At 72.5% G+C, this 23,476-nt stretch carries 23 protein-coding genes; 10 read left to right on the top strand and 13 right to left on the bottom strand.

Annotated elements, in window-relative coordinates; translation table 11 throughout:
* Positions 1-56: 56 nt before the first annotated feature.
* The 8 genes from JIW86_RS13010 to JIW86_RS12980 all read right to left on the bottom strand — a co-directional run bounded on the left by JIW86_RS13010 (position 57) and on the right by JIW86_RS12980 (position 6,369).
* Positions 57-449 (bottom strand): rhodanese-like domain-containing protein, encoded by a 393-nt coding sequence (locus JIW86_RS13010; protein WP_322975520.1) that lies wholly within the window; start codon positions 447-449, stop codon positions 57-59.
* The gene (locus JIW86_RS13005; protein ID WP_257553900.1) at positions 446-991 is read right to left on the bottom strand and encodes a cysteine dioxygenase; all 546 of its coding nucleotides are present in this window, start codon (positions 989-991) and stop codon (positions 446-448) included. The genes JIW86_RS13010 and JIW86_RS13005 overlap by 4 nt, the downstream gene beginning before the upstream one ends.
* A gap of 78 nt (positions 992-1,069) precedes the next feature.
* Positions 1,070-1,156 (bottom strand): putative leader peptide, encoded by an 87-nt coding sequence (locus JIW86_RS41685; protein ID WP_322975615.1) that lies wholly within the window; start codon positions 1,154-1,156, stop codon positions 1,070-1,072.
* A 33-nt stretch (positions 1,157-1,189) separates the two neighbouring features.
* Positions 1,190-2,779, bottom strand: coding sequence for an FAD-dependent monooxygenase (locus JIW86_RS13000; protein ID WP_257553899.1), 1,590 nt, complete (start codon positions 2,777-2,779; stop codon positions 1,190-1,192).
* A gap of 192 nt (positions 2,780-2,971) precedes the next feature.
* A complete protein-coding gene (locus tag JIW86_RS12995) occupies positions 2,972-3,862 on the bottom strand; it encodes an amino acid ABC transporter permease (RefSeq protein ID WP_257553898.1) in 891 nt (296 codons plus the stop codon).
* Positions 3,859-4,533, bottom strand: coding sequence for an amino acid ABC transporter permease (locus JIW86_RS12990; protein ID WP_257553897.1), 675 nt, complete (start codon positions 4,531-4,533; stop codon positions 3,859-3,861). Before JIW86_RS12990 ends, JIW86_RS12995 begins: the two co-directional genes overlap by 4 nt.
* An 83-nt stretch (positions 4,534-4,616) precedes the next feature.
* A complete protein-coding gene (locus tag JIW86_RS12985) occupies positions 4,617-5,465 on the bottom strand; it encodes a glutamate ABC transporter substrate-binding protein (protein WP_257553896.1) in 849 nt (282 codons plus the stop codon).
* Positions 5,466-5,583: 118 nt separating this feature from the next.
* Positions 5,584-6,369: an amino acid ABC transporter ATP-binding protein gene (locus tag JIW86_RS12980; RefSeq protein ID WP_285443961.1), complete on the bottom strand. Its 786-nt coding sequence runs from the start codon at positions 6,367-6,369 to the stop codon at positions 5,584-5,586.
* A gap of 261 nt (positions 6,370-6,630) precedes the next feature.
* Between JIW86_RS12980 and JIW86_RS12975 the strand changes: the two genes are divergently transcribed.
* A complete protein-coding gene (locus JIW86_RS12975) occupies positions 6,631-7,353 on the top strand; it encodes a response regulator transcription factor (protein WP_215142199.1) in 723 nt (240 codons plus the stop codon).
* A 12-nt stretch (positions 7,354-7,365) separates the two neighbouring features.
* Positions 7,366-8,778, top strand: a complete 1,413-nt coding sequence (locus JIW86_RS12970) for a sensor histidine kinase (protein ID WP_257553895.1) — start codon at positions 7,366-7,368, stop codon at positions 8,776-8,778.
* Positions 8,779-8,787: 9 nt separating this feature from the next.
* Here the strand turns inward: JIW86_RS12970 and JIW86_RS12965 are convergent, their stop codons facing one another.
* The gene (locus tag JIW86_RS12965) at positions 8,788-10,872 is read right to left on the bottom strand and encodes an endo-beta-N-acetylglucosaminidase (protein WP_257553894.1); all 2,085 of its coding nucleotides are present in this window, start codon (positions 10,870-10,872) and stop codon (positions 8,788-8,790) included.
* A gap of 21 nt (positions 10,873-10,893) precedes the next feature.
* Positions 10,894-12,153 (bottom strand): glycoside hydrolase 5 family protein, encoded by a 1,260-nt coding sequence (locus JIW86_RS12960; RefSeq protein ID WP_257553893.1) that lies wholly within the window; start codon positions 12,151-12,153, stop codon positions 10,894-10,896.
* A gap of 317 nt (positions 12,154-12,470) precedes the next feature.
* Here JIW86_RS12960 and JIW86_RS12955 point away from each other — a divergent pair, with 317 nt between their 5' ends.
* Together JIW86_RS12955 and JIW86_RS12950 are read left to right on the top strand one after the other, a co-directional pair.
* The gene (locus JIW86_RS12955) at positions 12,471-13,517 is read left to right on the top strand and encodes a LacI family DNA-binding transcriptional regulator (RefSeq protein WP_215142214.1); all 1,047 of its coding nucleotides are present in this window, start codon (positions 12,471-12,473) and stop codon (positions 13,515-13,517) included.
* 21 nt (positions 13,518-13,538) lie between these two features.
* Positions 13,539-14,558 (top strand): ROK family protein, encoded by a 1,020-nt coding sequence (locus JIW86_RS12950; RefSeq protein WP_416237558.1) that lies wholly within the window; start codon positions 13,539-13,541, stop codon positions 14,556-14,558.
* Here the strand turns inward: JIW86_RS12950 and JIW86_RS12945 are convergent.
* Positions 14,548-15,543 (bottom strand): TAXI family TRAP transporter solute-binding subunit, encoded by a 996-nt coding sequence (locus JIW86_RS12945; protein ID WP_257553892.1) that lies wholly within the window; start codon positions 15,541-15,543, stop codon positions 14,548-14,550. The two genes, JIW86_RS12950 and JIW86_RS12945, sit on opposite strands and share 11 nt — an antisense overlap.
* Before the next feature lie 95 nt (positions 15,544-15,638).
* On the opposite strand from JIW86_RS12945, the gene miaB reads away from it, so the two are divergent.
* Both miaB and JIW86_RS12935 read left to right on the top strand, forming a co-directional pair.
* Entirely contained in the window at positions 15,639-17,156 is a 1,518-nt protein-coding gene (miaB, locus tag JIW86_RS12940; RefSeq protein ID WP_257553891.1) for a tRNA (N6-isopentenyl adenosine(37)-C2)-methylthiotransferase MiaB, read from the top strand.
* A 34-nt stretch (positions 17,157-17,190) separates the two neighbouring features.
* Positions 17,191-17,898 (top strand): hypothetical protein, encoded by a 708-nt coding sequence (locus JIW86_RS12935; protein WP_257553890.1) that lies wholly within the window; start codon positions 17,191-17,193, stop codon positions 17,896-17,898.
* Positions 17,899-17,983: 85 nt separating this feature from the next.
* On the opposite strand, the gene JIW86_RS12930 is transcribed toward JIW86_RS12935, so the two are convergent.
* Together JIW86_RS12930 and JIW86_RS12925 are read right to left on the bottom strand one after the other, a co-directional pair.
* Entirely contained in the window at positions 17,984-18,229 is a 246-nt protein-coding gene (locus tag JIW86_RS12930; RefSeq protein WP_215144546.1) for an antitoxin, read from the bottom strand.
* A gap of 23 nt (positions 18,230-18,252) precedes the next feature.
* A complete protein-coding gene (locus JIW86_RS12925) occupies positions 18,253-18,468 on the bottom strand; it encodes a gliding motility protein (protein WP_257553889.1) in 216 nt (71 codons plus the stop codon).
* Positions 18,469-18,655: 187 nt separating this feature from the next.
* Between JIW86_RS12925 and miaA the strand changes: the two genes are divergently transcribed.
* From miaA to JIW86_RS12905, 4 genes are all read left to right on the top strand, one after another.
* Entirely contained in the window at positions 18,656-19,594 is a 939-nt protein-coding gene (miaA, locus tag JIW86_RS12920) for a tRNA (adenosine(37)-N6)-dimethylallyltransferase MiaA (protein ID WP_257553888.1), read from the top strand.
* A gap of 126 nt (positions 19,595-19,720) precedes the next feature.
* Positions 19,721-20,275 carry a hypothetical protein gene (locus tag JIW86_RS12915; protein ID WP_416237557.1) on the top strand — a complete coding sequence of 185 codons (555 nt, stop codon included), beginning with the start codon at positions 19,721-19,723 and terminating at the stop codon, positions 20,273-20,275.
* A 34-nt stretch (positions 20,276-20,309) separates the two neighbouring features.
* Positions 20,310-21,185 carry a diaminopimelate epimerase gene (dapF, locus tag JIW86_RS12910; RefSeq protein ID WP_257553887.1) on the top strand — a complete coding sequence of 292 codons (876 nt, stop codon included), beginning with the start codon at positions 20,310-20,312 and terminating at the stop codon, positions 21,183-21,185.
* Between the two features lie 140 nt (positions 21,186-21,325).
* Complete coding sequence (locus JIW86_RS12905) at positions 21,326-23,425, top strand: RelA/SpoT family protein (protein ID WP_257553886.1); 2,100 nt, start codon at positions 21,326-21,328, stop codon at positions 23,423-23,425.
* Positions 23,426-23,476 lie beyond the last annotated feature (51 nt).

Here is a 23,476-nt window from a genome sequence, read left to right as displayed (position 1 = left end):
GACAGGGCCGGGAGGCAGCAGGGCTGCCGCCCGGCCCTCGGTGGACGCAGTGCGCGTCAGGAAGGCGTGGCCACCGGGAGGCCCGCCGACTTCCAGGCCTGGAAGCCGCCCGTCAGGTCCGTCGCGCGGTGGAGGCCCAGGGCGTGGAGGGAGGCCGCGGCGAGGCTGGAGGCGTAGCCCTCGTTGCAGATCACCACCACCTGGAGGTCGTGGCTTTCGGCCTCGGGGGCCCGGTGGCTGCCCTGGGGGTCCAGGCGCCACTCCAGTTCGTTGCGCTCGACCACCAGCGCGCCCGGGATCAGGCCGTCGCGGTCCCGCAGGGCCTGGTAGCGGATGTCCACCAGGAGGGCTCCGGTGCGCGAGGCGGCGTACGCCTCCTGCGGGCCGACGCGGGTGTAGCCCGCGCGGACCCGCTCCAGCAGCTCGTCGATGCCCGTCGGGGCGCTCACTGCCAGTCCGCCGGACGCTCGACGTGCTCCAGGTTGAGCACGGGGCCGCTGCGGCTGTACCGCCGGATCAGGGGAAGCGGCGGGTAGTACACGTGCACCGAGACCGCGTGCTCGGCCGGGGATTCGTTGAGGACCTCGTGTACGTGGTGCTCCCCGAAGGCCCGCCCGTCGCCCGCGCCCAGGCTGCGGCTGCGGTCCAGGCCGGGGGCGAGCTCCAGAGACTGCCAGCCTTCCGAGGGCAGGCGTACGGCCAGTGAGTGCTCGGTGAGCCGGCCGCGGGCGGCGGCGAACGCGCCCCGCGACTCGGCGTGGTCGTGCCAGCCGGTGCCCGTCCCCGGCGGCCAGCCGATCAGCCACGCCTCGCTGCCGGACGGCCCGTCCAGCCGGATCCAGGTGCGGCCCTCCGGGTCGAGCGGCAGCGAGGAAACGGTCTCGGGATCGGCGGCGGTGCGCAGGGCGAATCGGAGGAGTTCGGCGGCCGTGGGGCCCCCGGCCGCCGACACGGGCTCAGGGGTGCGGGCGGGTGCAGAACGCAGAGACATGGAAGGGGACCGTTCCTGGGGTTCGCGGAAGTGCGCGCAGGCCGGTGACGGCACGGGGCGCGCGGAGGAAAGGGCGAATCAGCAGGAAGGGCAACATACGCAGCCCGCGTAGCGGAGCAGGTCCATATGGACCCTCCGCCACAGGCGTACGTCATTGCCGGTCATGTCCGCGAGTGAACCACGAGCGCCGCGAGCCGGTCAATCGATCACCACCGTCGGTGTCGTGGCGGCCGAGGGCGCCGGCACCCGGGTCGCGGGCGCTCCCGCCCGGACCGCGTCCGCCGCCTCGTACAGCTCCGCCGGACGCACGCCCGCGAAGGTCGCCGCCAGGTGCCCGTCCGGCCGGATCAGGAGCACGGTGTGCGCCGGGGCGCCCGGATAGCCGTCCGCGACCAGCAGATCGGTACGCACGGGCAGCGCGCTCACCGCGGCAGCGAGGCGGGGCATCAGCCCGGCGCCGAGCCAGTGGCGCCGGTCCCAGACCCCGGTGCCCGGCGCGACCAGGACCACCAGCAGCCGGCCCTGCCCCAGCAGGTCGCGCAACGGCACGGTCGCCCCGTCGGGCGCGGTCACCGGTACGTTCGCCACCGGACCGCCCGGTTCCGTGGCCGTCGGGACCTCCCGTACGGCCACCGGCGGGGCGTACGCCGGCGCCGCGCCCAGCGGCCCCCGCCCCAGGTGGCCGTCGGTCAGGAGGGACTCGGCGGACCGCGAGGATCCGGGGAGGTAGGTACGCAGGCCGCCTGTGGCCCGCAGCGCGGGCATCGCCTGGTCGGCGGCGCGCAGCCGTGCCGCGACCGCCGTGCGCCGTTCGCCCTCGTAGCTGTCGAGCAGCGCCTCGGAGGCTCCCTGGTGCCAGGCCAGGGACAGCTTCCACGCGAGGTTCTCGGCGTCCCGCAGCCCCTCCTCGACGCCCTGGGTGCCGAGGGCGCCCAGCAGGTGGGCGGCGTCCCCGGCGAGGAAGGCGCGCCCGTCGCGCCAGCGCCGCGCGAGGCGGTGGTGCAGCGTGTGGACCCCGGTGTCGAGGAGGTCGTACGGGGGCGTCGTGCCCCCGCACCACGTCGCGAGGGTGTCCCGGATCAGGGTCACCAGCGTGTCGGGAGTCACCAGCTCCCCGCGGGCCGGGAGCAGCCAGTCCAGCCGCCACACCCCGTCGGGCAGCGGCCGCGAGGTGACCTCCTCGGGCCCGGACGGCGGGCTGCGGTGCAGCAACGCCTCGCCTGGCCAAGGCAGTTCGGTGCGCAGGGCGGCCACGGCGTGGCGCTCCACGGCGGTGCGGCCGGGGAAGCGGATGCCGATCAGTTTGCGCACGGTGGACCGGGCGCCGTCGCAGCCGACCAGGTAACCACCGCGCCACCACGTGGTCTCGGCGCCCCGGGTGTGCGCGGTGACCCCGTGGTCGTCCTGCTCCACGGAGTCCAGCCTGCTGTCGGTGACCAGCTGGACGAGCGGGTGCGCGGCGGCGGCGTCGCGCAGCCCGCGCGTCAGGGCGTGCTGCGGCAGGTGCAGGGGAGCGGGGCCGTCGTCGAAGGTGATCCGCTGGGCGGGGCGGCTGCGCCGCATGGTGCGCCAGGCGGCGAAGTACGCCCCCTCGTCGCGCAGCGTCCTACAGCCCAGCCGGTGCGCCATGGCCGCCGTGTCGGCGTGCAGGACGACCGTACGGGCCGGGCGGGGTTCCTCCTTGCCGGGCCCTTCGTCGAGCACGACGGAGGGCACGCCCTGGCCGGCCAGGGCGAGGGACAGGGACAGCCCGACGGGCCCCGCGCCGACGACGATCACCGGGTCCATGATGTGGCTCCCGGTGTCCGGTATGTGATCACAGAACGTATGCAACCGACTGAAGGTGCCCGCGTCAAGTGACGCCCGTCCGGACAACGCCGTGTGGTGCGGCGGAAGAGTTCCGCCGCACCACACGGGATACGCACTATGACTGACCGTACGTCAGACCTACGGGGGTCTCAAACCGGGAGGACGACGGTTCTATCCGCCCGCGCTGTTCGCGCCGGTGGCCATGTCGCCGACATCGGCCACGCCGACCACCGCACCGGTGGTCTTCTTCGACTTCCGCACTCGGCTTTCCAGCTGGGAGGCGAAGGTGGTGAGGCCGAAGTTGACCACGATGTAGATCAGCGCGATCACGACGAGGGTGGCGATGGTGTTGCTGTAGTTCGCCGAGATCTGCCGGTTCGCGGCGAGCAGTTCCGCGAAGCCGAGCAGGGCGCCGCCGAGCGCGGTGTCCTTGAGGATCACCACGAGCTGGCTGACCAGGGCCGGCAGCATCGCCGTGACGGCCTGCGGGATCAGGATGTGGAACATCGTCTGACCCTTGCGCATGCCGATCGCCTTGGCCGCGTCGGTCTGGCCGTGGGGCAGGGAGAGCACACCGGCCCGGACGATCTCGGCGATGACGGCCGAGTTGTAGAGGACCAGGCCCGTGACGACGGCCCAGAACGGCCGGGTGTCGGACGGCACGTCCATAAACTGCGGTGAGTAGAGCGCGCTGCTGAACAGCATCAGCATCAGCACCGGGATGGCACGGAAGAACTCCACCCACGTACCGACCGGCCCCCGCACCCAGGCGTGGTCGGACAGCCGGCCGATGCCCAGCACCGCTCCCAGCGGGAGGGCGATCAGCATGGAGAGCGCCCCGGCCTTGAGGGTCTCCAGGAGGCCGGGGATCAGGTACGTGGTCCACACCCGGCTGTCGGTGACGAACGGGGTCCACTTGTCGGCCTCGAGCTGGCCCTTCTCCGCCATGAGGGACAGAACCCACCACATGACGAGCCCGAACAGGACGACGAAGATCCCGCTGTAGATCCAGTTGCGCGCCTTGGCCTTGGGGCCGGGGGCGTCGTACAGCACGGAGGTCATCGCTTCACCGCCACTCGCTTGGCCACCCAGCCCAGGAGCAGGCCGGTGGGCAGGGTCAGCAGGACGAAGCCGAGGGCGAAGATCGCGAAGACGGCGAAGAGGGCCTGCGCCTCGTTCTCCATCATTTCCTTCATCAGCAGGGCCGCCTCGGCCACGCCGATGGTCGCCGCCACCGTGGTGTTCTTGGTGAGTGCGATCAGTACGTTGGCGAGCGGCGCCACGACCGCCCGGAAGGCCTGGGGGAGCACGATCAGGGTGAGCACCTGGAAGAAGCTCAGCCCCAGTGCGCGGGCCGCTTCGGCCTGGCCCACCGGCACGGTGTTGATGCCGGAGCGCAGGGCCTCGCAGACGAAGGTTCCCGTGTATGCGATCAGTCCGAGGACCGCGAGCCGGAAGCCGGTCTCCTTGAACGTGTCGCCGGCCAGATCGATGCCGAGGGTCTGGCTGAGACCCAGTGAGCAGCCGATGATCAGCAAGGTCAGCGGGGTGTTGCGCACCAGGTTGACGTACGCGGTGCCGAATCCCCGCAGCAGCGGGACCGGGCTGACCCGCATCCCGGCCAGGATGGTGCCCCAGATCAAGGATCCGGCCGCCGAGTAGAGGGTGAGCTGAACCGTCACCCAGAAGGCTCCGAGCACGTCGTACTGCCCGGAATCAAGAAAATCGAACACGATGCCCTGCGCTCTCCCCAGGATGGCCGGTGAGGTGCGCCGCCGCCCGCGGCAGGCGGGCGGCGACGCTCCTCACCGATGAATCAGCTGCCTTCGGTGATCTGCGGGGCAGGCTCGCTCTTGAAGTTGGCCGGACCGAGGTTCGTGTCCACGGCCTTCTGCCAGCTGCCGTCCTCGACCATCTTCTTGAGCGCGGCGTTGATCTTGGTCTGAAGCTCCTTGTCGCCCTTCTTCAGACCGATGCCGTAGTTCTCGTTGCTCAGGCTCAGCCCGGCCAGCTTGAACTTGCCCTTGTTCTTCTCCTGGGCCGCGTAGCCCGCCAGGATCGAGTTGTCCGTGGTGAGGGCGTCGACCTTCTTGTTCTCCAGGCCGGTCAGGCACTCGGAGTAGCCGCCCAGCTCCAGCAGGTCGGCCTCGGGGGCCAGCTTGGTCTTGACGTTCTGCGCAGAGGTCGAGCCGGTGACCGAGCAGAGCTTCTTCTTGTTCAGGTCCTCGGCCTTGGTGATGCTCGTGTCGTCGGCACGGACCAGCAGGTCCTGGTGCGCGAGGAAGTACGGGCCGGCGAAGTCGACCCTCTCCTTGCGCTTGTCGTTGATCGAGTACGTCGCGACGACGAACTTCACGTCGCCGTTGGCGATCAGGTTCTCGCGCTCGGCGCTGACGGCCTGCTTGAACTCGATCTGGTCGGGCTGGTAGCCGAGCTCCTTGGCCACGTACGTGGCGACGTCGACGTCGAAGCCGGTGTACTTGCCGTCGGGGGTCTTCAGACCGAGACCGGGCTGGTCGTACTTGATGCCGACGACGATCTTGTCCTTGGCGCCGCCGGACGCACCGCCGTCACTGGCGGCCTTGTCGCTGCCGCCACAGGCGGTCGCGGTCAGGGAAAGGGCGACGGCGACGGCCGCGGCCGCAGCGGCCTTGGAGATCTTCATGGTGAACTTCCCTCGGATGAGACGTTGTTGAACGACGAGCGACGCTTGCGGCGTACGCGCGGCCGACAGGAACCGATCCGGCGGTGATCCGCATACGGATGACTACCAGACGAGACCCTCAGTGGTGCAGGATCTTCGACAGGAAGTCCTTGGCGCGGTCACTGCGCGGGTTGCTGAAGAACTGCTCGGGCGTGGCCTCTTCGACGATCTTTCCGTCGGCCATGAAGACGACCCGGTTGGCCGCAGAGCGGGCGAAGCCCATCTCGTGCGTGACGACCACCATGGTCATCCCCTCCCGGGCGAGCTGCTGCATGACCTCCAGCACCTCGTTGATCATCTCCGGGTCGAGCGCCGAGGTCGGCTCGTCGAACAGCATCACCTTCGGCTCCATCGCCAGCGCGCGGGCGATCGCCACGCGCTGCTGCTGGCCGCCGGAGAGCTGCGCCGGGTACTTGTCGGCCTGCGAGCCGACGCCCACCCGGTCCAGCAGGGCCACCGCCTTCGCATGCGCGGCGGCCTGGTCCGTCTTGCGGACCTTGACCTGGCCCAGCATGACGTTCTGGAGCACCGTCTTGTGCGCGAAGAGGTTGAACGACTGGAACACCATGCCGACGTCGGCGCGCAGCCGGGCGAGTTCCCTGCCCTCCGAGGGCAGCTCCTTGCCGTCGAGCGTGATGGTGCCCGAGTCGATGGTTTCCAGCCGGTTGATGGTCCGGCACAGCGTGGACTTGCCCGATCCCGAAGGACCGATCACCACGACGACCTCACCGCGGGCAATGCTCAGATCGATGTCCTGAAGCACGTGCAGCGCGCCGAAGTGCTTGTTGACGTTGCTCAGTACGACCAGGTCGTCCGCGGCGCCGGCCGCGTCCTGCACGTCCTTGGTCACTGATACTCCGCTCATCGGCTTCTTGCTCCGTCCTCCTCGGTTGGGAGGACAGTAGTGACGAAGCGTCCACACCGTCACCACATCTGAGGGAGAATTGAGCATAACGATCCGGCCTCGCCCGGATACGCTCCGTACGCTTCGCCGATGTGCTCGTACCGGGTGCATAACGGAAGGCGCGCCGAGCCGGAACCCCCTTGACGTGGGAGTCTCCATCAGCGTGGATGCAGGGTGGCCCTGCAGAGAAGCTGAAGATCGAGAAGAGGAGAGGGGGACGACATGAGACTGCTGCTCGTCGAGGACGACGACCACGTCGCCGCCGCCCTGTCCGCGATCCTCGCCCGGCACGGCTTCAAGGTCACCCATGCCCGCAACGGCGAGGAGGCCCTCCAGGCCCTGCTGCCCGCCGGAGCCGCGCCCAGCGCCCCTCCCTACGGGGTCATCCTGCTCGATCTCGGACTGCCCGACCAGGACGGCTACGAGGTCTGCGGCAAGATCCGCAAGCGCACCGCCACGCCCGTCATCATGGTGACCGCGCGGGCCGACGTGCGCTCCCGCATCCACGGCCTGAACATGGGCGCCGACGACTACGTCACCAAGCCCTACGACACCGGCGAACTCCTGGCCCGCATCCACGCGGTCGCCCGGCGCACCGGCGCCTCCGAGGAGGCCGCCGCCACCGGCACCGGTACGCCCACCACGGTCCGGCTCGGCTCCGTCAGCATCGAGCTGCCCACCCGCCGGGTCAGCGTGGACGGCGCCGATGTGCCGCTCACCCGCAAGGAGTTCGACCTGCTGGCCCTGCTCGCGCAGCGGCCCGGGGTCGTCTTCCGCCGCGAGCAGATCATCAGCGAGGTGTGGCGCACCAGCTGGGAGGGGACCGGGCGGACCCTGGAGGTCCACGTCGCCTCGCTGCGTTCCAAGCTGCGCATGCCCGCCCTCATCGAGACGGTCCGCGGGGTGGGCTACCGGCTCGTCGCCCCGGCCGCCCCCGCCCCCTAAGGAACCCGCTCCGTGCGCGCCCGGCTGCTCCCGCTGCTCGTCGTCCTGATGGCGGGCACGCTCCTCGCGCTCGGTTTCCCGCTCGCCGTGAGCCTGGCCGCCGGACAGCAGCAGCGGGTGGTCGTCGACCGCATCGACGACAGCGCCCGCTTCGCAGCCCTGGCCCAGTTCGTCATCGACGCCGAGGGTTCCGGCTCCACCGGCTCGGACGAGCGCCTGGCGACCCTCCAGCACGAACTGACCCGCTACCAGGAGCTGTACGGCATCCGCGTCGGCATCTTCTACCGCGACGACGGCGCCATGGCCCGGGCCCCCGGCTGGTGGCAGCTCCCCGAGTCCGGCGAAGGCCGCCGCGCCTTCGAGGAGGCACTGGCCGGGCGGCGCAGCCACGATCCCGGACAGGTCTGGCCCTGGCAGACCCACGGCAAACTCCTCGTCGCCTCACCCGTGGTCCTCGACGGGGACGTGGTCGCCGTCGTCGCCACCGAATCACCGACCGACCTGATGCGCGGCCGGATCCTGCGGGGCTGGTTGCTCATCGCCGGCGGGCTCGCCGCCGCGATGCTGGTCGCCTTCGGCGCCGCCCTGCGCCTCACCAGCTGGGTCCTCAAGCCCGTGCAGACCCTGGACGCGGCCGCCCACGGCATCGCCACCGGACGGATGAACTCGAGGGTCGCGGCCGCGGGCGGGCCGCCGGAACTCCAACGCCTGGCCCGGTCGTTCAACGAGATGGCAGACAACGTCGAAGAGGTACTGGAGCAGCAGCGGGCGTTCGTCGCGGACGCCTCCCACCAGCTGCGCAACCCGCTCGCCGCGCTGCTCCTGCGGATCGAGCTGCTCGCCCTCGAACTGCCCGAGGGCAATGAGGAGATCGCCTCCGTGCGCGCCGAGGGCAAGCGCCTGACCCAGGTCCTGGACGACCTGCTGGACCTGGCGCTGGCCGAGCACGCCTCCGCCGAGATCAGCCTCACCGACATCGGGGCGCTGGCCGCCGAGCGGGTCGCCGCCTGGCGTCCGTACGCCGAGGAGAAGGGCGTACGGCTCACCGGGACGGGCCGGTCCGCCGTCACCGGCTGGGCCGACCCCATCGCCCTGTCCAGCGCGCTCGACGCCGTCATCGACAACGCCCTGAAGTTCACCCCCACGGGTGAGGAGGTCGAGGTTTCGGTCTCGGCCGTCGAGCGCACCGTCCGCGTGGTCGTCGCCGACCGGGGGCCCGGCCTCACCGAGGACGAGCTGCTGCGCGTCGGCGACCGGTTCTGGCGCAGCGGCCGGCACCAGAACGTCAAGGGCTCCGGGCTCGGCCTGTCGATCTCCCGGGCCCTGCTCGCCGCGGGCGGCGGGTCCCTCTCGTACGAAAAGAACCCGCCGCACGGGCTGCGGGTGACGGTGGCGGTCCCGCGCACCGACCCGCACACCTCCTGACCTGCGCTTCTACCAGGCCAGGGTGGTGCGTGCCGGGGCGGACGCCGCGTACAGCTCGTCCACGGCCCGCACCTCGAAGACCGCCGCCCGCTCCCGGCCCGCGCGCCGGACGGCGGGCAGGTAGAGGGCGGTGCCGCAGGTGCCGCCGAGGAAGCGGCGGGTGCCGTCGGGCAGGACCCGGGACACCGCGTAGTGCCGGACCGGCCCGGCTGCCCGGCGCCACGACAGGCGGAGCCGGGCCTGGTCCTCGTGGCGGGCCGAGGCGTCCACGGTCAGGGCAGCGGGAGACGCCGGGCGCCGACCGGCGGCGGTGTCGCGTACCGACAAGGACCCGAGCCGCCACACCACGGCTCTGTTCCCGAGTCCCGTGATCCGTACGGCAAGTCCGTACGCCGTTCTCCCCGCCAGTGCCGACAGCCCGACCCGCGCCCGGCGCCAGGCCTGCCCCGTGCCGAGGGTTTCCGTCCGGAGCCAGGTGTACGGGACCGGCTCGCCCGGAGCCGCCGGCTCGCGGGTGGCCACCCCGACCTCCACGGCGACCGGGCCCGCCTCGGTGGCGTGCACCAGCTCCAGGACCGTGGACCGGGTCAGGGGCAGGCGGGTCGCGTGCAGCCCGACGGCGGCCGGGGCGGAGAGGGGACCGGCGACGAGCAGGCTGGAGCCGCCGCGCCAGGCACGCGCGAAGTCCAGCGTCACGGCGGGCCGTTCCCCTGCGGTGTCCACGACCCAGCGGCGGCCCGGCAGCCGGTCCTGGAGCCCGAGGTGGTTCCACGGGATGCCGGAGGCGACCTCGCCCTCCTCGTACCAGCGCTCCCCGTGCCCGGTGTTGAAGGAGCAGACAAAGGGCAGCGCGGTGACCGTGGACCGGTCGGCGACGGCCGTGGCCGGGGCCCGCCAGGGGTCCTCGGGCGCCGGGCGGGACGGATCGAGCGACATGCCCGTCCAGAACCGGTCGTCGGCTCGGTGGAAGGCTCCGGGGGAGCGGTCGGTGAGGTGGTTGCGGGTCCACTCGGGCCGGTAGAAGCCGTAGCTGACGACGTGGTCGTGCTCGCGCGGGATGATCGCGTCCCAGCGGACGGTGGAATTCCAGCCGTTGGACTCGGTGTCGACGGCCGCCCACAGCTCGTGGCGGGAACGGCCCAGCCCGTCGGCGAGCGCGCCGGAGGCGGTCAGGGACGGCGGGGTCCAGCGGAAGTCCACGAACATCGTGTCCGCGACCTTGCCGGCCCGGTCCTCGAAGAACTCCTGGTTGAGCTCGTTGAGCGCGCCCTGCCAGCCGACCCGCCCGGTGGTGTTCATGGCGTCGTACCACGTGATCCGCAGCCCGTGCGGTTCGCCGGCCGCCCGCAGGGCGCGCAGGAACCGCCGCATGAGGGAGGCGAGTTCGCTGTCCCCGCCCTCGGTCTCGGCGTTGACGAACCAGCCGTCGAAACCGTAGGCCGATGCCACCCGAACCAGCTGCTCGGCGATCGGGAAGCGGCCGAGGGAGTCCCGCTGGACCAGGTCGCGGGTCCACCGGAGGTCGCCGCCGTAGGCCGCGGGCGGCAGAAACACGTTGCCCAGGACCCGGACCCCGTTGCGGTGGGCCGCGTCGACCACGGGCGCGTTCGGGGCGAGCACGATGCCCTCGCCGGATGAGCCGCCCCAGAAGACCAGCTCGTCGATGTACGCCCAGTGCGTCAGCGCGTAGTAGTCGGCGGTGGGCGAACCCTGCGAGGGGTTCTGCGCGGTGGGCCCGAAGGAGACCAGGGAGGCGATCCGGGCCTGGCCGGCGCGGGCGCCCCGGTGCGGGGGCACCGGCGTGAAGCGCGGCGCGAGCGGTACGGTCGCGGTGTTGTGGGCGAGATCGGGGTCGCTCTGCGGGGTCCACTGCTTGAGCGAGCGCCACACGATCCCGGGGCCGGGAGTGCCCGCGGGGAGGGAATCGGGGAACCAGTAGGAGGCGTACGGGGCCAGGTCGGCGGGAGCGGCCGTGGCGGGAGTGGCCGCAGCGGCTGCCGTCGGAGCAGGCCCGGCCGGCAGGGCGACGGCACCCACCCCGGCCGCCAGCACCGTGCGCCGGGTCGGTCGTCGTAACGCATCGCTCTCGGACATGCGGGCTCCTCCGGATGGGCGTCAGGTCAGGTCGGGGACGCGCAGCACCTCGGTGATGCCGCGCGCGGACAGGTGCGCGGGGTCCTCGGCGAGCTCGGCCAGCACCACCGCGGGCCGGACCCCCTGCGCGGTGAGCCCCGCCCACGCCTCGAAGAACGCGCCGCCGGGCGCGCACACCGAGCGCCGCGGCGCCGCGTCGGCCCCGCCGACGTCCACCACCAGCGCGGTGGACCGTACGGCGGGACGGTGTGCCCGCCCCCGCCCCCGCCACTGCGCGGCGATCCGGGCCACGGCGGCTCCGGCGGGCTTGGTCCGGCGGTCGTTGGTGAGCAGACCGAGGCCGTACTCCAGCTCCGGGAAGTCCGCGAGCTCCCGGGACACGTCGTGCGAGCACCACCAGGTCACGCCCCACAGGTCCGGGCAGTCCAGGGCGTTGGCCACGGTGGCCTCCGTGAAGGCGGCCGCCCGCTCCGGCGCGATCAGCGGGGCGGGGGCGCCCACCTCCTGGAGCCACACCGGACGGTGCGGGTCGAGCGCCCAGGCCTTGGACAGCTCGATCAGGTACGCGGCGTGGTGCTCGGTCGCCGTCCCCGCCGGGCCGTGGCGCTGCGCGGTGCCGTTGAACACCCAGGAGTGCACGGCGGTGGCCGCGCCCAGCCGCGCGGCTTGGGCGACGGTGAAGGGGTGCCCGTCCCGGTACCAGGCGGCGTCGTACTCGGCGTGCAGGTGGAACCGCCCGGGCGCGCCCTCCTCGCAGGCGGCGAGCATCCGCTCCAGCCAGCGGGCGGCCTGCTCCCGGGTGATCCGGTCGGGGTCGGGGTGCGGGTCGTCGGAGAACTGGTTGATCTCGTTGCCGACGGTCATGCCCAGGAAGTTGGGCCGGTCCGCGAGGGCGGCGGCCAGCGTGCGCAGGTACTCCTCCTGACCCGAGACCACCTCCGGGTCGGCGAAGAGGCTGCGCCGGTGCCAGGTCCGGGTCCAGGCGGGCAGGAAGTCGAAGCTCGACAGGTGCCCCTGCAGCCCGTCCACGGCGACGTCGAGCCCGCGCTCGGCGGCCGCGTCGGCGAGCGCGACGAGCTGCTCCACGGCGCGCGGCCGGATCAGCGTCCGGTTCGGCTGGAACACCGGCCACAGCGGAAACACGCGGACGTGGTCCAGCCCGAGCGCGGCGATCGAGTCGAGATCGGCCCTGACCTCGTCGAGGTCGAAGTCCAGCCAGTGGTGGAACCAGCCTCGGGCGGGCGTGTAGTTGGCGCCAAAGCGGAGCGCGTCTTCGTGCACTGGGCGTCCCTGGAGTTCTGAGGAATTCACCGGGCGAGCCACAACCTGCCGGTGCGCACGGGGAAAGTCAACAGGGCCTCGGTCCGGCGTACTTATGCGCTTCAGCCCTGTTGACACAAGGGTTCCGTTCACCCGAACCTGAGGAAACTAATGCGCTTTAGCTGTGGCGGACCGCAGGAGCGTGCATGGAAAAGGACAGCGCCATTTCGGTCCGCGTCACCGAAGCCACCGAAGCCACCGAAGTCACCGAAGCCATCGAAGTCACCGAAGCCATCGAAGTCACCGAAGCACCGAAGTCACCGAATGACGAGGCACGCATGGCCCGCAGACCCACCATCAAGGACATCGCCCGCCGGGCCGGGGTGTCGGAGAGCGCCGTGTCCTTCGCGCTCAACGACCGGCCGGGCGTCTCCCAGGACACCCGTGCCCGGATCCGCCGCGTCGCCGAGGAGCTCGGCTGGCAGCCCAACAGCGCCGCCCGGGCCCTGTCCGGCGAACGCTCCGGAGCCGTCGGGCTGGTCCTCGCGCGGCCCGCGCACACGCTCGGCGTCGAGTCCTTCTTCCTCCAGCTCGTCTCCGGCATCCAGGAAGTCCTCTCGGCCGCCCGGACCGCCCTGCTGTTCCAGGTCGTCGAGGACATCGACGCCGAATGCGCCGTCTACCGCCGCTGGTGGGCCGAGCGGCGGGTCGACGGCGTCCTCGTCGTCGACCCCCGTACGCACGATCCGCGCCCGGAGCTGCTCGGCCGGCTGGCCCTGCCCGCGGTCATGGTGGGCGAGGGCGACCTCTCCCAGGCCCCGGAGGCCGTCTCCTCGGTACGCGCCGACGACGCCGGGGCGATGATCCGGATCCTGGACCACCTCCACGGGCTCGGCCACCGCCGGATCGTCCACGTCGCCGGGCTCCCCGAGCTCGCCCACACGGCCCGCCGGATCGAGGCGCTGCGCACCGAGGCCGCGCTGCGGGGGCTCGGCCCGGACCGGGTGCGCTCCGTGGTCACCGACTACTCCGACGCCGAGGGCGCGGCGGCCACCCGCAGGGTCCTCGCCGAGCCCGAGCCGCCCACGGCACTCGTCTACGACAACGACGTGATGGCCGTCGCCGGGATCGCGGTCGCCGCCGAGCTGGGCATCCCCGTCCCGGGCCGGCTCTCCATGGTGGCCTGGGACGACTCCGCGCTGTGCCGGGTCACCCACCCCCGGCTCACCGCCCTCGTGCGGGACACCGCGGGTTTCGGCCGGCTCGCCGCCGAGGAACTCCTCGCCGTCCTCGCGGGACGGCCGCCCGGGGTGCGCACGAGCGAGCAGCCGCGGCTGGAGCCCCGCGAGAGCACGGCGCCGCCCGCGGCGCATACTGAATCCTGACCCCTTCCTGGAGCCGCCACCGTGACCACCCCCACCGCCCCCTTCCCCACATCGCGGGCCGACGCCTCGGCCGCAGGCCTGACGGTGGCGATCGACATCGGCGGGACGAAGATCGCCGGGGCGCTGGTGCACCCCGACGGCACGATGACGGCCACGACCCGCCGTCCGACCCCGCGCGGCGGGGAAGCGGACGCCGTGATGGCCGCGGTCACCGAGGTCATCACCGACCTGGCCGGCTCCCCGCTGTGGCCCGCGGCGGTCCGCTGCGGCATCGGCAGCGCGGGTCCGGTGGACTCCTCCCGGGGGACGGTCAGCCCGGTCAACATCGGGGCGTGGCGGGAGTTCCCCGTCCAGGCCCGGGTCACGGCGGAGCTCACGGCGCGCGGCGCCGCCATCCCGGCCGTACTGGCCGGGGACGGCGTGGCGATGACCGCGGCGGAACACTGGCTGGGAGCTGCCCGGGGCCACGCGAACGCCCTGTGCATGGTGGTGTCCACCGGCGTCGGCGGCGGCCTCATCCTGAACAACCAGCTCCACCCCGGCCCCACCGGGAACGCCGGCCACATCGGCCACATCAGCGTGGCCTTCGACGGCGAACCTTGTGTCTGCGGCGGCCGCGGCTGCGTCGAGTCGATCGCCTCCGGCACCGCCATCGCCGGCTGGGCCCGGGCCCAGGGCTGGACCCCGGCAGCGCCCGGGGGCGACGCCACGGCGGCGGGCGTGGCCGCGGCCGCCGAGGCCGGTGACCCGGTCGCGCTGGCCGCCTTCGACCGTGCCGGCCGCGCCCTGGCCGCTGCCATCGCGGCCACCGCGACCCTCGTCGAAACGGATATCGCGGTCATCGGCGGGGGCGTCGCCGCCTCCGGCGAGACCCTCTTCGCCCCGATCCGCAGCCATCTCGCCGACTACGCCACGCTGTCCTTCGTACGGGAGCTGAAGGTGGTCCCGGCGAGCCTGGGCACGCACGCGGGCCTGATCGGCGCGGCCGCCGCGGCGACCATGCTGCTGCCCGAGGCCGCCGCGCCGACCGCTACGGCTTGACCGAGCGGTAGTAGCGCCGCGCGCCCTCGTGCAGGTCCAGGGGATCGGTGTAGATCGCGGTCCGCAGGTCCACCAGCTGCGCCGCGTGCACCTCGTGCCCGATGCCGTCGCGGCTGAGGATCACCGTCCGCGTGAACCGCTCCGTCAGCTCGGGGTCCGTGCCCTCCGTGGTCACCAGCAGGTTCGGCACGGCCAGGGTCGCCACCGCGCTGGTGTTGCGCGCCCGCGCGTACGCGTCCTGCGGCATCACCGCCGCCCGGTAGTAGCGTGCCGGGCTTCCGCTTCCCTGCAGCTGCTCCACCAGGTCGCCGAGCTGCACGAGCCTGATGTCGAACCGCTCCGACAGCTCGCGCACCGCGTTCGTCGGGAGCCCTCCCGACCAGAAGAAGGCGTCGATCCGCCCGGCCTCCAGCTCGGCCGGCATGGTGTCGATGCCGATGGACACCGGGGTGATGTCCCGCGCCGGGTCCAGCTGGGCCGCCGTCAGCAGCCGCTCAGAGATGAGCCGCACCCCGGATCCGGCCTGGCCTATCGCGACCCGCTTGCCCCGCAGGTCCCGCGCCGACTGCACCGGGGACCCGGCCGGCACCACCAGCTGCACGTAGTCGTCGTACAGCCGCGCGCACCCGCGCAGGTAGGCGGCCCCGGGCTTGCCGTCCTGCCGGTACTTGGCCACCGCGTCCGCCGTCGCCACCGTGAAGTCCGCCTCCCCGGCGGCCACCCGCTGCAGGTTTTGCTGCGAGCCCTCGCTGGTTTCCAGCCGTACCTTCACCCCGGGCATGTCCCGCCGGAGCTGCTGCTCCAGCAGCTCTCCGTACCGGTGGTAGACCCCGGTCCTGACGCCCGTGCTGAAGGTCAGCTCCCCCTTGAGCTCCGGCTCCCCGAGGGGCTTCAGCCACCAGAGCAGGACGCCGAGCAGCGCGAGTACGGCCACCAGGGCCCGCAGGGCGTGGCGCCTGCTGATCCGGGGCAGTACGGGAGGCATGGTCGCGATCCTGCCACCCGCCCGCCGTCCTGTCACGGCGCGGGCCGCCGCCCCGGGCGGCCGGGGGGCCTCCGGGTACCGCCTACCCTTGTTCCATGACCAGCAGCAGCGACCGGAGCACGGCAGTGGACGTCAAGGGAACATACGAGGTGCGCACCTACGGGTGCCAGATGAACGTGCACGACTCCGAGCGGCTTTCCGGTCTGCTGGAGGACGCCGGCTACGTCCGCGCCCCCGAGGGCTCCGACGGCGACGCCGACGTTGTGGTCTTCAACACCTGCGCGGTCCGCGAGAACGCCGACAACAAGCTGTACGGCAACCTCGGCCGGCTCGCCCCGATGAAGACGAAGCGGCCCGGCATGCAGATCGCCGTCGGCGGCTGCCTCGCCCAGAAGGACCGCGACACGATCGTCAAGCGGGCCCCCTGGGTCGACGTCGTCTTCGGTACGCACAACATCGGCAAGCTCCCCGTGCTGCTGGAGCGCGCCCGCATCCAGGAAGAGGCGCAGGTCGAGATCGCCGAGTCGCTGGAGGCGTTCCCCTCGACGCTGCCGACCCGCCGCGAGTCCGCGTACGCCGCCTGGGTCTCGATCTCCGTCGGCTGCAACAACACCTGCACCTTCTGTATCGTCCCGGCGCTGCGCGGCAAGGAGGAGGACCGCCGTCCCGGCGACATCCTCGCCGAGGTGGAGGCCCTGGTCGCCGAGGGCGTCTCCGAGATCACCCTGCTCGGCCAGAACGTCAACGCCTACGGCTCCGACCTGGGCGACCGCGAGGCCTTCAGCAAGCTGCTGCGCGCCTGCGGCCAGATCGAGGGCCTGGAGCGGATCCGCTTCACCTCCCCGCACCCGCGCGACTTCACGGACGACGTGATCGCGGCGATGGCCGAGACCCCGAACGTGATGCCGCAGCTGCACATGCCGATGCAGTCCGGATCGGACACGATCCTCAAGGCGATGCGCCGCTCGTACCGGCAGGAGCGGTTCCTCGGCATCATCGAGAAGGTCCGCGCCGCGATCCCGCACGCCGCGATCTCCACCGACATCATCGTGGGCTTCCCCGGTGAGACGGAGGAGGACTTCCAGCAGACGATGCACGCCGTGCGCGAGGCCCGCTTCGCGAACGCCTTCACCTTCCAGTACTCCAAGCGGCCCGGCACCCCCGCCGCCGACATGGACGGGCAGATCCCCAAGGAGGTCGTGCAGGACCGCTACATGCGCCTGGTCGCCCTCCAGGAGGAGATCTCCTGGGAGGAGAACAAGAAGCAGGTCGGCCGCACCCTCGAGGTCATGGTCGCGGAGGGCGAGGGCCGCAAGGACGGCGCCACCCACCGCCTCTCGGGCCGCGCCCCCGACAACCGCCTGGTCCACTTCACGAAGCCGGATGCGGAGGTCCGGCCGGGCGACGTGGTCACCGTGGACATCACCTACGCGGCTCCGCACCACCTGCTGGCCGAGGGGCCGACCCTGACCGTGCGCCGCACCCGCGCCGGCGACGCCTGGGAGAAGCGCAACGCCGCCCCGGCCCAGCCCGCCGGGGTCATGCTCGGCATCCCGACCCTGGGTGTCCCCGCCCCGCTGCCCACCGTCACCTCGGGCTGCGCGATCGACTGACCATCGGCCACAGGGGGCGGCTAGGCTGCGGATCATGCTCGTAGCCGCTGCCGTCTGTCCCGCCCCGCCGCTGCTCGTGCCGGAGGTCGCCTCGGGGGCCGCCGCCGAACTCGGCGACGCCCGCACCGCCTGCTCCGACGCGCTCGCGGTGCTCGCCGCCTCCCGGCCCGACCTGCTCGTCGTGGTCGGGGCCGCCGACCAGGACCACCGCGGGCCCTACCCGCAGGGCGCCCGCGGCACCTTCCGCGGATTCGGCGTCGAGGCCGGCGTACAGCTCGGAGAGGGTGAGGAAGGGCCGCGCCTGCTGCCCCCCTCGCTCGCCGTGGGTGCCTGGCTGCTGCGGCACGCGCGCTGGGGCGCGGCCCCCGTCGAGGGGCTCGGGGTCGCCGAGCCGCTGGACACCGCGCGGTGTCTGGAGGCCGGCCGGGAACTCGGCGCGCGCGAGGCCCGGGTCGCGTTGCTCGTGATGGGTGACGGCAGCGCCTGCCGGACCCTGAAGGCCCCCGGCTACCTCGACGAGCGCGCCGCCGCCTTCGACGCGGCCGCCGCCCGCGCGCTGGGCGCCGCCGACGTGGCCGCGCTCGCCGCCCTCGACGCGGAACTCGCGGCCGAGCTCCTGGCCGCCGGACGGGCTCCCTGGCAGGTGCTGGCGGGCGCAGCCGAGGGCGCGGGGCTCGACGGACGCCTGCTGTACGAGGACGCGCCGTACGGGGTCGGGTACTTCGTCGCCGCCTGGTCCTAGGCCCCCGACAGGGCCCAGGCGCCGAGAACGACGGAGGGGCGCGGGACCGGCTCCAGCCGGTCCCGCGCCCCTTGTCCGTGCCGCGTCAGGAAGCTGCCGGAGGCGTCGGCCCGCCGGGGGCGTCCTTGTGCGCGATCTTGCCCAGGGCGTCCTTCGCCTTGCCCGTACCACTCGTGATCCGGTCGCTGTACTTGCCGTGCGTCTTGGAGTCCACGGCCTTGGCCACCTTGTCCAGACCCTCGGTGATCCTGCCCTCGTTCTTCTGGGCGAGGTCTCCGACCTTGTCCTTCGCCGGAGCGAGCTTGGCCTTCAGATTGTCCAGCAGGCCCATGGGTCACCTTCCATTGGCGGTCGCTACGTACGGGCGCCCTCGCCGGCCTCGCTGTCCGCGGCTACCTCGGCCGACTGCTGCTTCGGGATCTCCACGGCTTCCGCCGCCGGAGCCTCCGCAACAGCGGGCTCGGCCTCGGCCTCGTCGGCCGCACCGGACTCCGTCGTCACGGCCTCGGCGACGACCTCCTCGGCCGCAACCTCTTCCTTACGACGAAAAAACCGATCAAAAACGCCCATGTCTACTCCCGTAACGTTACTCGTGTGAGTGAAGTTCCGCCTTGACCGGACCGGCCTCCGCCGGACGTGCGCAACCGGGCGCAATCCGGCCGGAACCTCGCCAGGGCAACGACCCCGTCCCGACCCCGTCACCTCACCCGATCGGGTACATGGCCGTGTCTTGACCGGGGGCTGCGAGACTGGGGCGGTGAGGAAAGCAGCCCCCGCACCGCGGGTCATCGCCGTCGTCGGTCCCACCGCGGCCGGAAAGTCCGATCTGGGCGTAGCCCTGGCCCGCCATTTCGACGGTGAAGTCGTCAACGCCGACTCCATGCAGCTGTACCGGGGGATGGACATCGGCACCGCCAAACTGACGACCGCGGAACGAGGCGGAGTCCCGCACCACCTCCTCGACATCTGGGACATCACCGAGACCGCCAACGTCGCCGAGTACCAGCGCCTGGCCCGCATCGAGATCGACAAACTCCTCGCGGAGGGCCGTACGCCCGTCCTCGTCGGCGGATCCGGCCTGTACGTGCGCGGTGCCCTGGACGCCATGGAGTTTCCCGGCACCGACCCCGAGGTCCGCGCCCGGCTGGAGGAAGAGCTCACCCTGCGCGGCCCCGGCGCCCTGCACGCCCGCCTCGCCGCCTCCGACCCGGCCGCCGGCCGGGCGATCCTGCCCAGCAACGGGCGCAGGATCGTCCGCGCGCTGGAGGTCATCGAGATCACCGGCCGGCCCTTCACCGCCAACCTGCCCGGCCACGAGTCCGTCTACGACACCGTGCAGATCGGCGTCGACGTGGCCCGGCCCGAGCTCGACGAGCGGATCGCGCTGCGAGTGGACCGGATGTGGGAGGACGGGCTGGTGGACGAGGTCCGGGCGCTCGAGGCCCGGGGGCTGCGGGACGGAATCACCGCCTCCAGGGCGCTCGGCTACCAGCAGGTGCTCACCGCGCTCGCCGGCGAGTGCACCGAGGACGAGGCCAGGGCCGAGACCGTCCGCGCCACCAAGCGGTTCGCCCGGCGGCAGGATTCGTGGTTCCGCCGCGACCCGCGCGTGCACTGGCTCAGCGGGGCCGCCGCCGACCGGGGGGAACTCCCCCGGATCGCGCAGACGTTGGTCGAACGAGCGGTTACAGCCTGATCACGTGATGGCATCGGGACGCCCCGGGCGCCCGTCGGGGGGTCGGGGGCGTGCCATCATCAAACTTCTGGCGGTGCGGTCACCGGCAGTGCATGGCGGCGTACTGAGTCCGAGTGGGGAGGGCGCGTGGCGATGGAGGCCGGCCCTCGTGACACCGGGCAGGACAACAGTCGGCGGGAAGCGGACCCGAAGCTTCTCGACCGACCGGATGGAAGCGGAACCGGAAGCGGAACCGGAACGGGATCCGGAGCCGCCGGGCTCGGGCTGCCCGCCGACCCCGCGCCGCGGCTGACGCCGGACGGCCCGGACGCGCCGGACACCGCGGGCGTCGAAGCGGGCGGACCCGAGTTCGAGGTCGAACTGCGTCCGCAGCGCCGCCTGCGCCTGTGGCAGATCGCCCCCATCGTGATGCTCGCCGCCGCCGGTTCGCTGATGTTCGCCTTCCCGCTCGCCTTCGAGTTCGGCGACGGCGGAGCCGTGGTCGCCATGCTCGGCTTCCTGATCAGCTGCTGCGCAGGCGGCTGGGGCATGATGGCCGCGCGCCGCGTCGGCTACACGTGGCCCGGGCTCCCGGCCCGGGGCAGCGGCCGCCGCCCCGACTGGCGCATGGCCGCGCTGTACGCCGTGGTCGCGCTGGCCCTCGTAACCCTCGCCGTGTACCGGGTGGCGCGGCTCCGCTGAGAGCCCGTGACCAGCGGATCGGTACCATGAGCGGGTGACGCAGAACAGCCTCTCCTTCCTCAAGGGCCACGGCACCGAGAACGACTTCGTGATCATCCCGGACCCGGACAACGCCATCGAGCTGCCCGCGTCCGCCGTCGCGAAGCTGTGCGACCGGCGGGCCGGGATCGGCGGCGACGGCGTGCTGCACGTCGTCCGGTCCGCCGCCCACCCCGACGCCGCGCACCTGGCCGGCGAGGCGGAGTGGTTCATGGACTACCGCAACAGCGACGGCTCCATCGCCGAGATGTGCGGCAACGGCGTCCGCGTCTTCGCCCGCTACCTCCAGCACGCCGGCCACGTCGAGCCCGGCGACCTCGCGGTCGCCACCCGGGGCGGCGTCAAGCACGTCCACCTCGACAAGAGCGGCGACGTCACCGTCGCGATGGGCCGGGCGATCCTCCCCGAGGGCGAGGTCACCGTCTCCGTCGGCGAGCGCAGCTGGCCCGCGCGCAACGTCAACATGGGCAACCCGCACGCCGTGGCCTTCGTCGACAGCCTCGACGACGCCGGGACCCTGTACACCGCCCCGCCGTTCAGCCCCGCGTCTGCCTACCCCACCGGCGTCAACGTCGAGTTCGTCGTCGACCGCGGCCCCCGCCACGTCGCCATGCGCGTGCACGAGCGCGGCTCCGGCGAGACCCGCTCCTGCGGCACCGGCGCCTGCGCAGTCGCCGTGGCCGCCATCCGCCGCGACGGCGTGGACCCGGGCGCCACCGGCGAACCGGTCGGCTACACCGTCGACCTCCCCGGCGGAACCCTGCTCATCACCGAGCACCCGGACGGGCGGATCGACATGACCGGACCGGCCGTGATCGTGGCCGCGGGCGAGTTCGAGGCAGCCTGGCTCACCGAAACGGCTTTCGCCTGAAGCTTCCCTCTAATGGGTGATCCATTTCACGCTGAGCGAGAGGTGGACTGCGCCACGTGGTGGGGTCGGTAACATCAGGCACCGGCCCTGAGGGCTCACCCCATGCCCACCACCGCCGGTCGAAGCCGCCGGAGGTGCCCATGAGTGCAGAGGCCACGAACCCCGAAGCACACCCCGAAGCGCGCCCTGAGCTCCGCAGACGCGGCCGGACCAGGCTCGATCTGCGCCGGCTCGGGCGCGCGGCCCTGCTCGGGCCCACGTCCCGCGACCGCCTCCCGGACGCCATCGGCCACGTCGCGGAGGCTCACCGTGCCCACCATCCGGACGCCGATCTGTCCGTTCTGCGGCGGGCGTACCTCCTCGCGGAGACCTCGCACCGCGGTCAAATGCGCAAGAGCGGTGAGCCGTACATCACACATCCGCTCGCCGTCACCCTGATCCTGGCCGAACTCGGGGCCGAGACCACCACGTTGACGGCCTCCCTCCTCCACGACACCGTCGAGGACACCGACGTGACCCTCGATCAGGTCCGCGAGGAGTTCGGCGACGAGGTCCGCTTCATCGTCGACGGCGTCACCAAGGTGGAGAAGATCGACTACGGCGCCGCCGCCGAACCCGAGACCTTCCGCAAGATGCTCGTCGCCACCGGCAACGACGTCCGCGTGATGTCGATCAAACTCGCCGACCGGCTGCACAACATGCGCACCCTCGGGGTGATGCGCCCGGAGAAACAGGCCCGCATCGCCAAGGTCACCCGCGACGTCCTCATCCCGCTCGCCGAGCGGCTCGGCGTCCAGGCCCTCAAGACCGAGCTGGAAGACCTCGTCTTCGCGATCCTGCACCCCGAGGAGTACGAGCGCACCCGCGCGCTCATCGCGGCCCACGCGGGGGAACGCGACCCGCTGCCCGCCATCGCCGACTCCGTACGCACCGTCCTGCGCGAGGCGGGCATCACCGCCGAAGTACAGGTCCGGCCGCGGCACTTCGTCTCGGTGCACCGGATCGCCCTCAAACGCGGCGAGCTGCGCGGCTCCGACTTCGGCCGCATCCTCGTCCTCGTCGGCGAGAACGCCGACTGCTACGCGGTGCTGGGCGAGCTGCACACCTGCTTCACCCCGGTCGTCTCGGAGTTCAAGGACTTCATCGCGACCCCGAAGTTCAACCTCTACCAGTCGCTGCACACCGCCGTCGCCACGCCCCAGGGCCACGTCGCCGAGGTCATCGTGCGGACCCGGCAGATGCACCGGGTGGCGGAGGCGGGCGTGGTCGCGCTCGGCAATCCGTACGTCACCGCGTCATCCGCCACCGCCGGGACCCCGGACACCGCGGCGGATCCGTACGAGGAGCGCGTGGACCCGACGCGGCCCGGCTGGCTGTCACGGCTGCTCGACTGGCAGCAGTCCGCGCCCGACCCCGACACCTTCTGGAGCGTCCTGCGCGCCGAGCTGGCCCAGGACCGGGAGATCACCGTCTTCCGGGCCGACGGGGGGACGCTGGGCCTGCCGGCCGGAGCCAGCTGTATCGACGCCGCCTACGCCCAGCACGGCGCGGCAGCCCACGGCTGTATCGGCGCCCGCGTCAACGGGCGCCTCACCTCCCTGTCCTCCCCGCTGTCCGACGGGGACACCGTGCAGCTGCTGCTCGCGCAGGACGCCTCCTCGGGACCCGCCGCCGAGTGGCTGGACCACGCGCGGACCCCGGCGGCCCGGATCGCCATCAGCAGCTGGCTCGAAGCCCATCCCGACCGGGCGATGGCCACCACCACGGCCGCCCGGGCACCGCTGTCGGTGATCGGGGCCCGCGGCGGAGGGGCCAACGCGGTCGCCGACCTGCCGAACGCCCCCGTGCGGCTCGCCGGCTGCTGCACTCCCGTGCCGCCGGACGCGGTCGCCGGGTTCGTGGTCCGGGGCGGGGCCGTCACCGTGCACCGCATCCACTGCGCCGCGGTCGCCCAGATGCGGGCGGTGGGGCGCACCTCCGTCGCAGTGCACTGGCGGGCCACGGCGGACTGCCGCGTCACACTGCTCGCCGAATCGTTCGGCCGCCCCCATCTGCTGGCCGACCTGACCGAGGCCATCGCCCGCGAGGGGGTCGAGGTCGTCTCCGCGACCGTGGAACCCCCCGTCGAACAGCGGGTCCGCCACAGCTACACCCTTCAGCTGCCCGACGCGGCCGGACTGCCCGCCCTGATGCGCGCGATGCGGAACGTGCCCGGCGTGTACGACGTCAGCCGCGCCTAGGGTGTCTTGGGCCCTTCCCAGCGCTCTCCCTAGCCCGGGTCCGCGCCGGAA

Origin of the sequence: Streptomyces sp. NBC_00162 (genome assembly GCF_024611995.1) — a bacterium.
Lineage (GTDB): Bacteria > Actinomycetota > Actinomycetes > Streptomycetales > Streptomycetaceae > Streptomyces.
The sequence above is the reverse complement of the archived record's forward strand: the minus strand, read 5'-3'. Positions and strand labels throughout refer to the sequence as shown.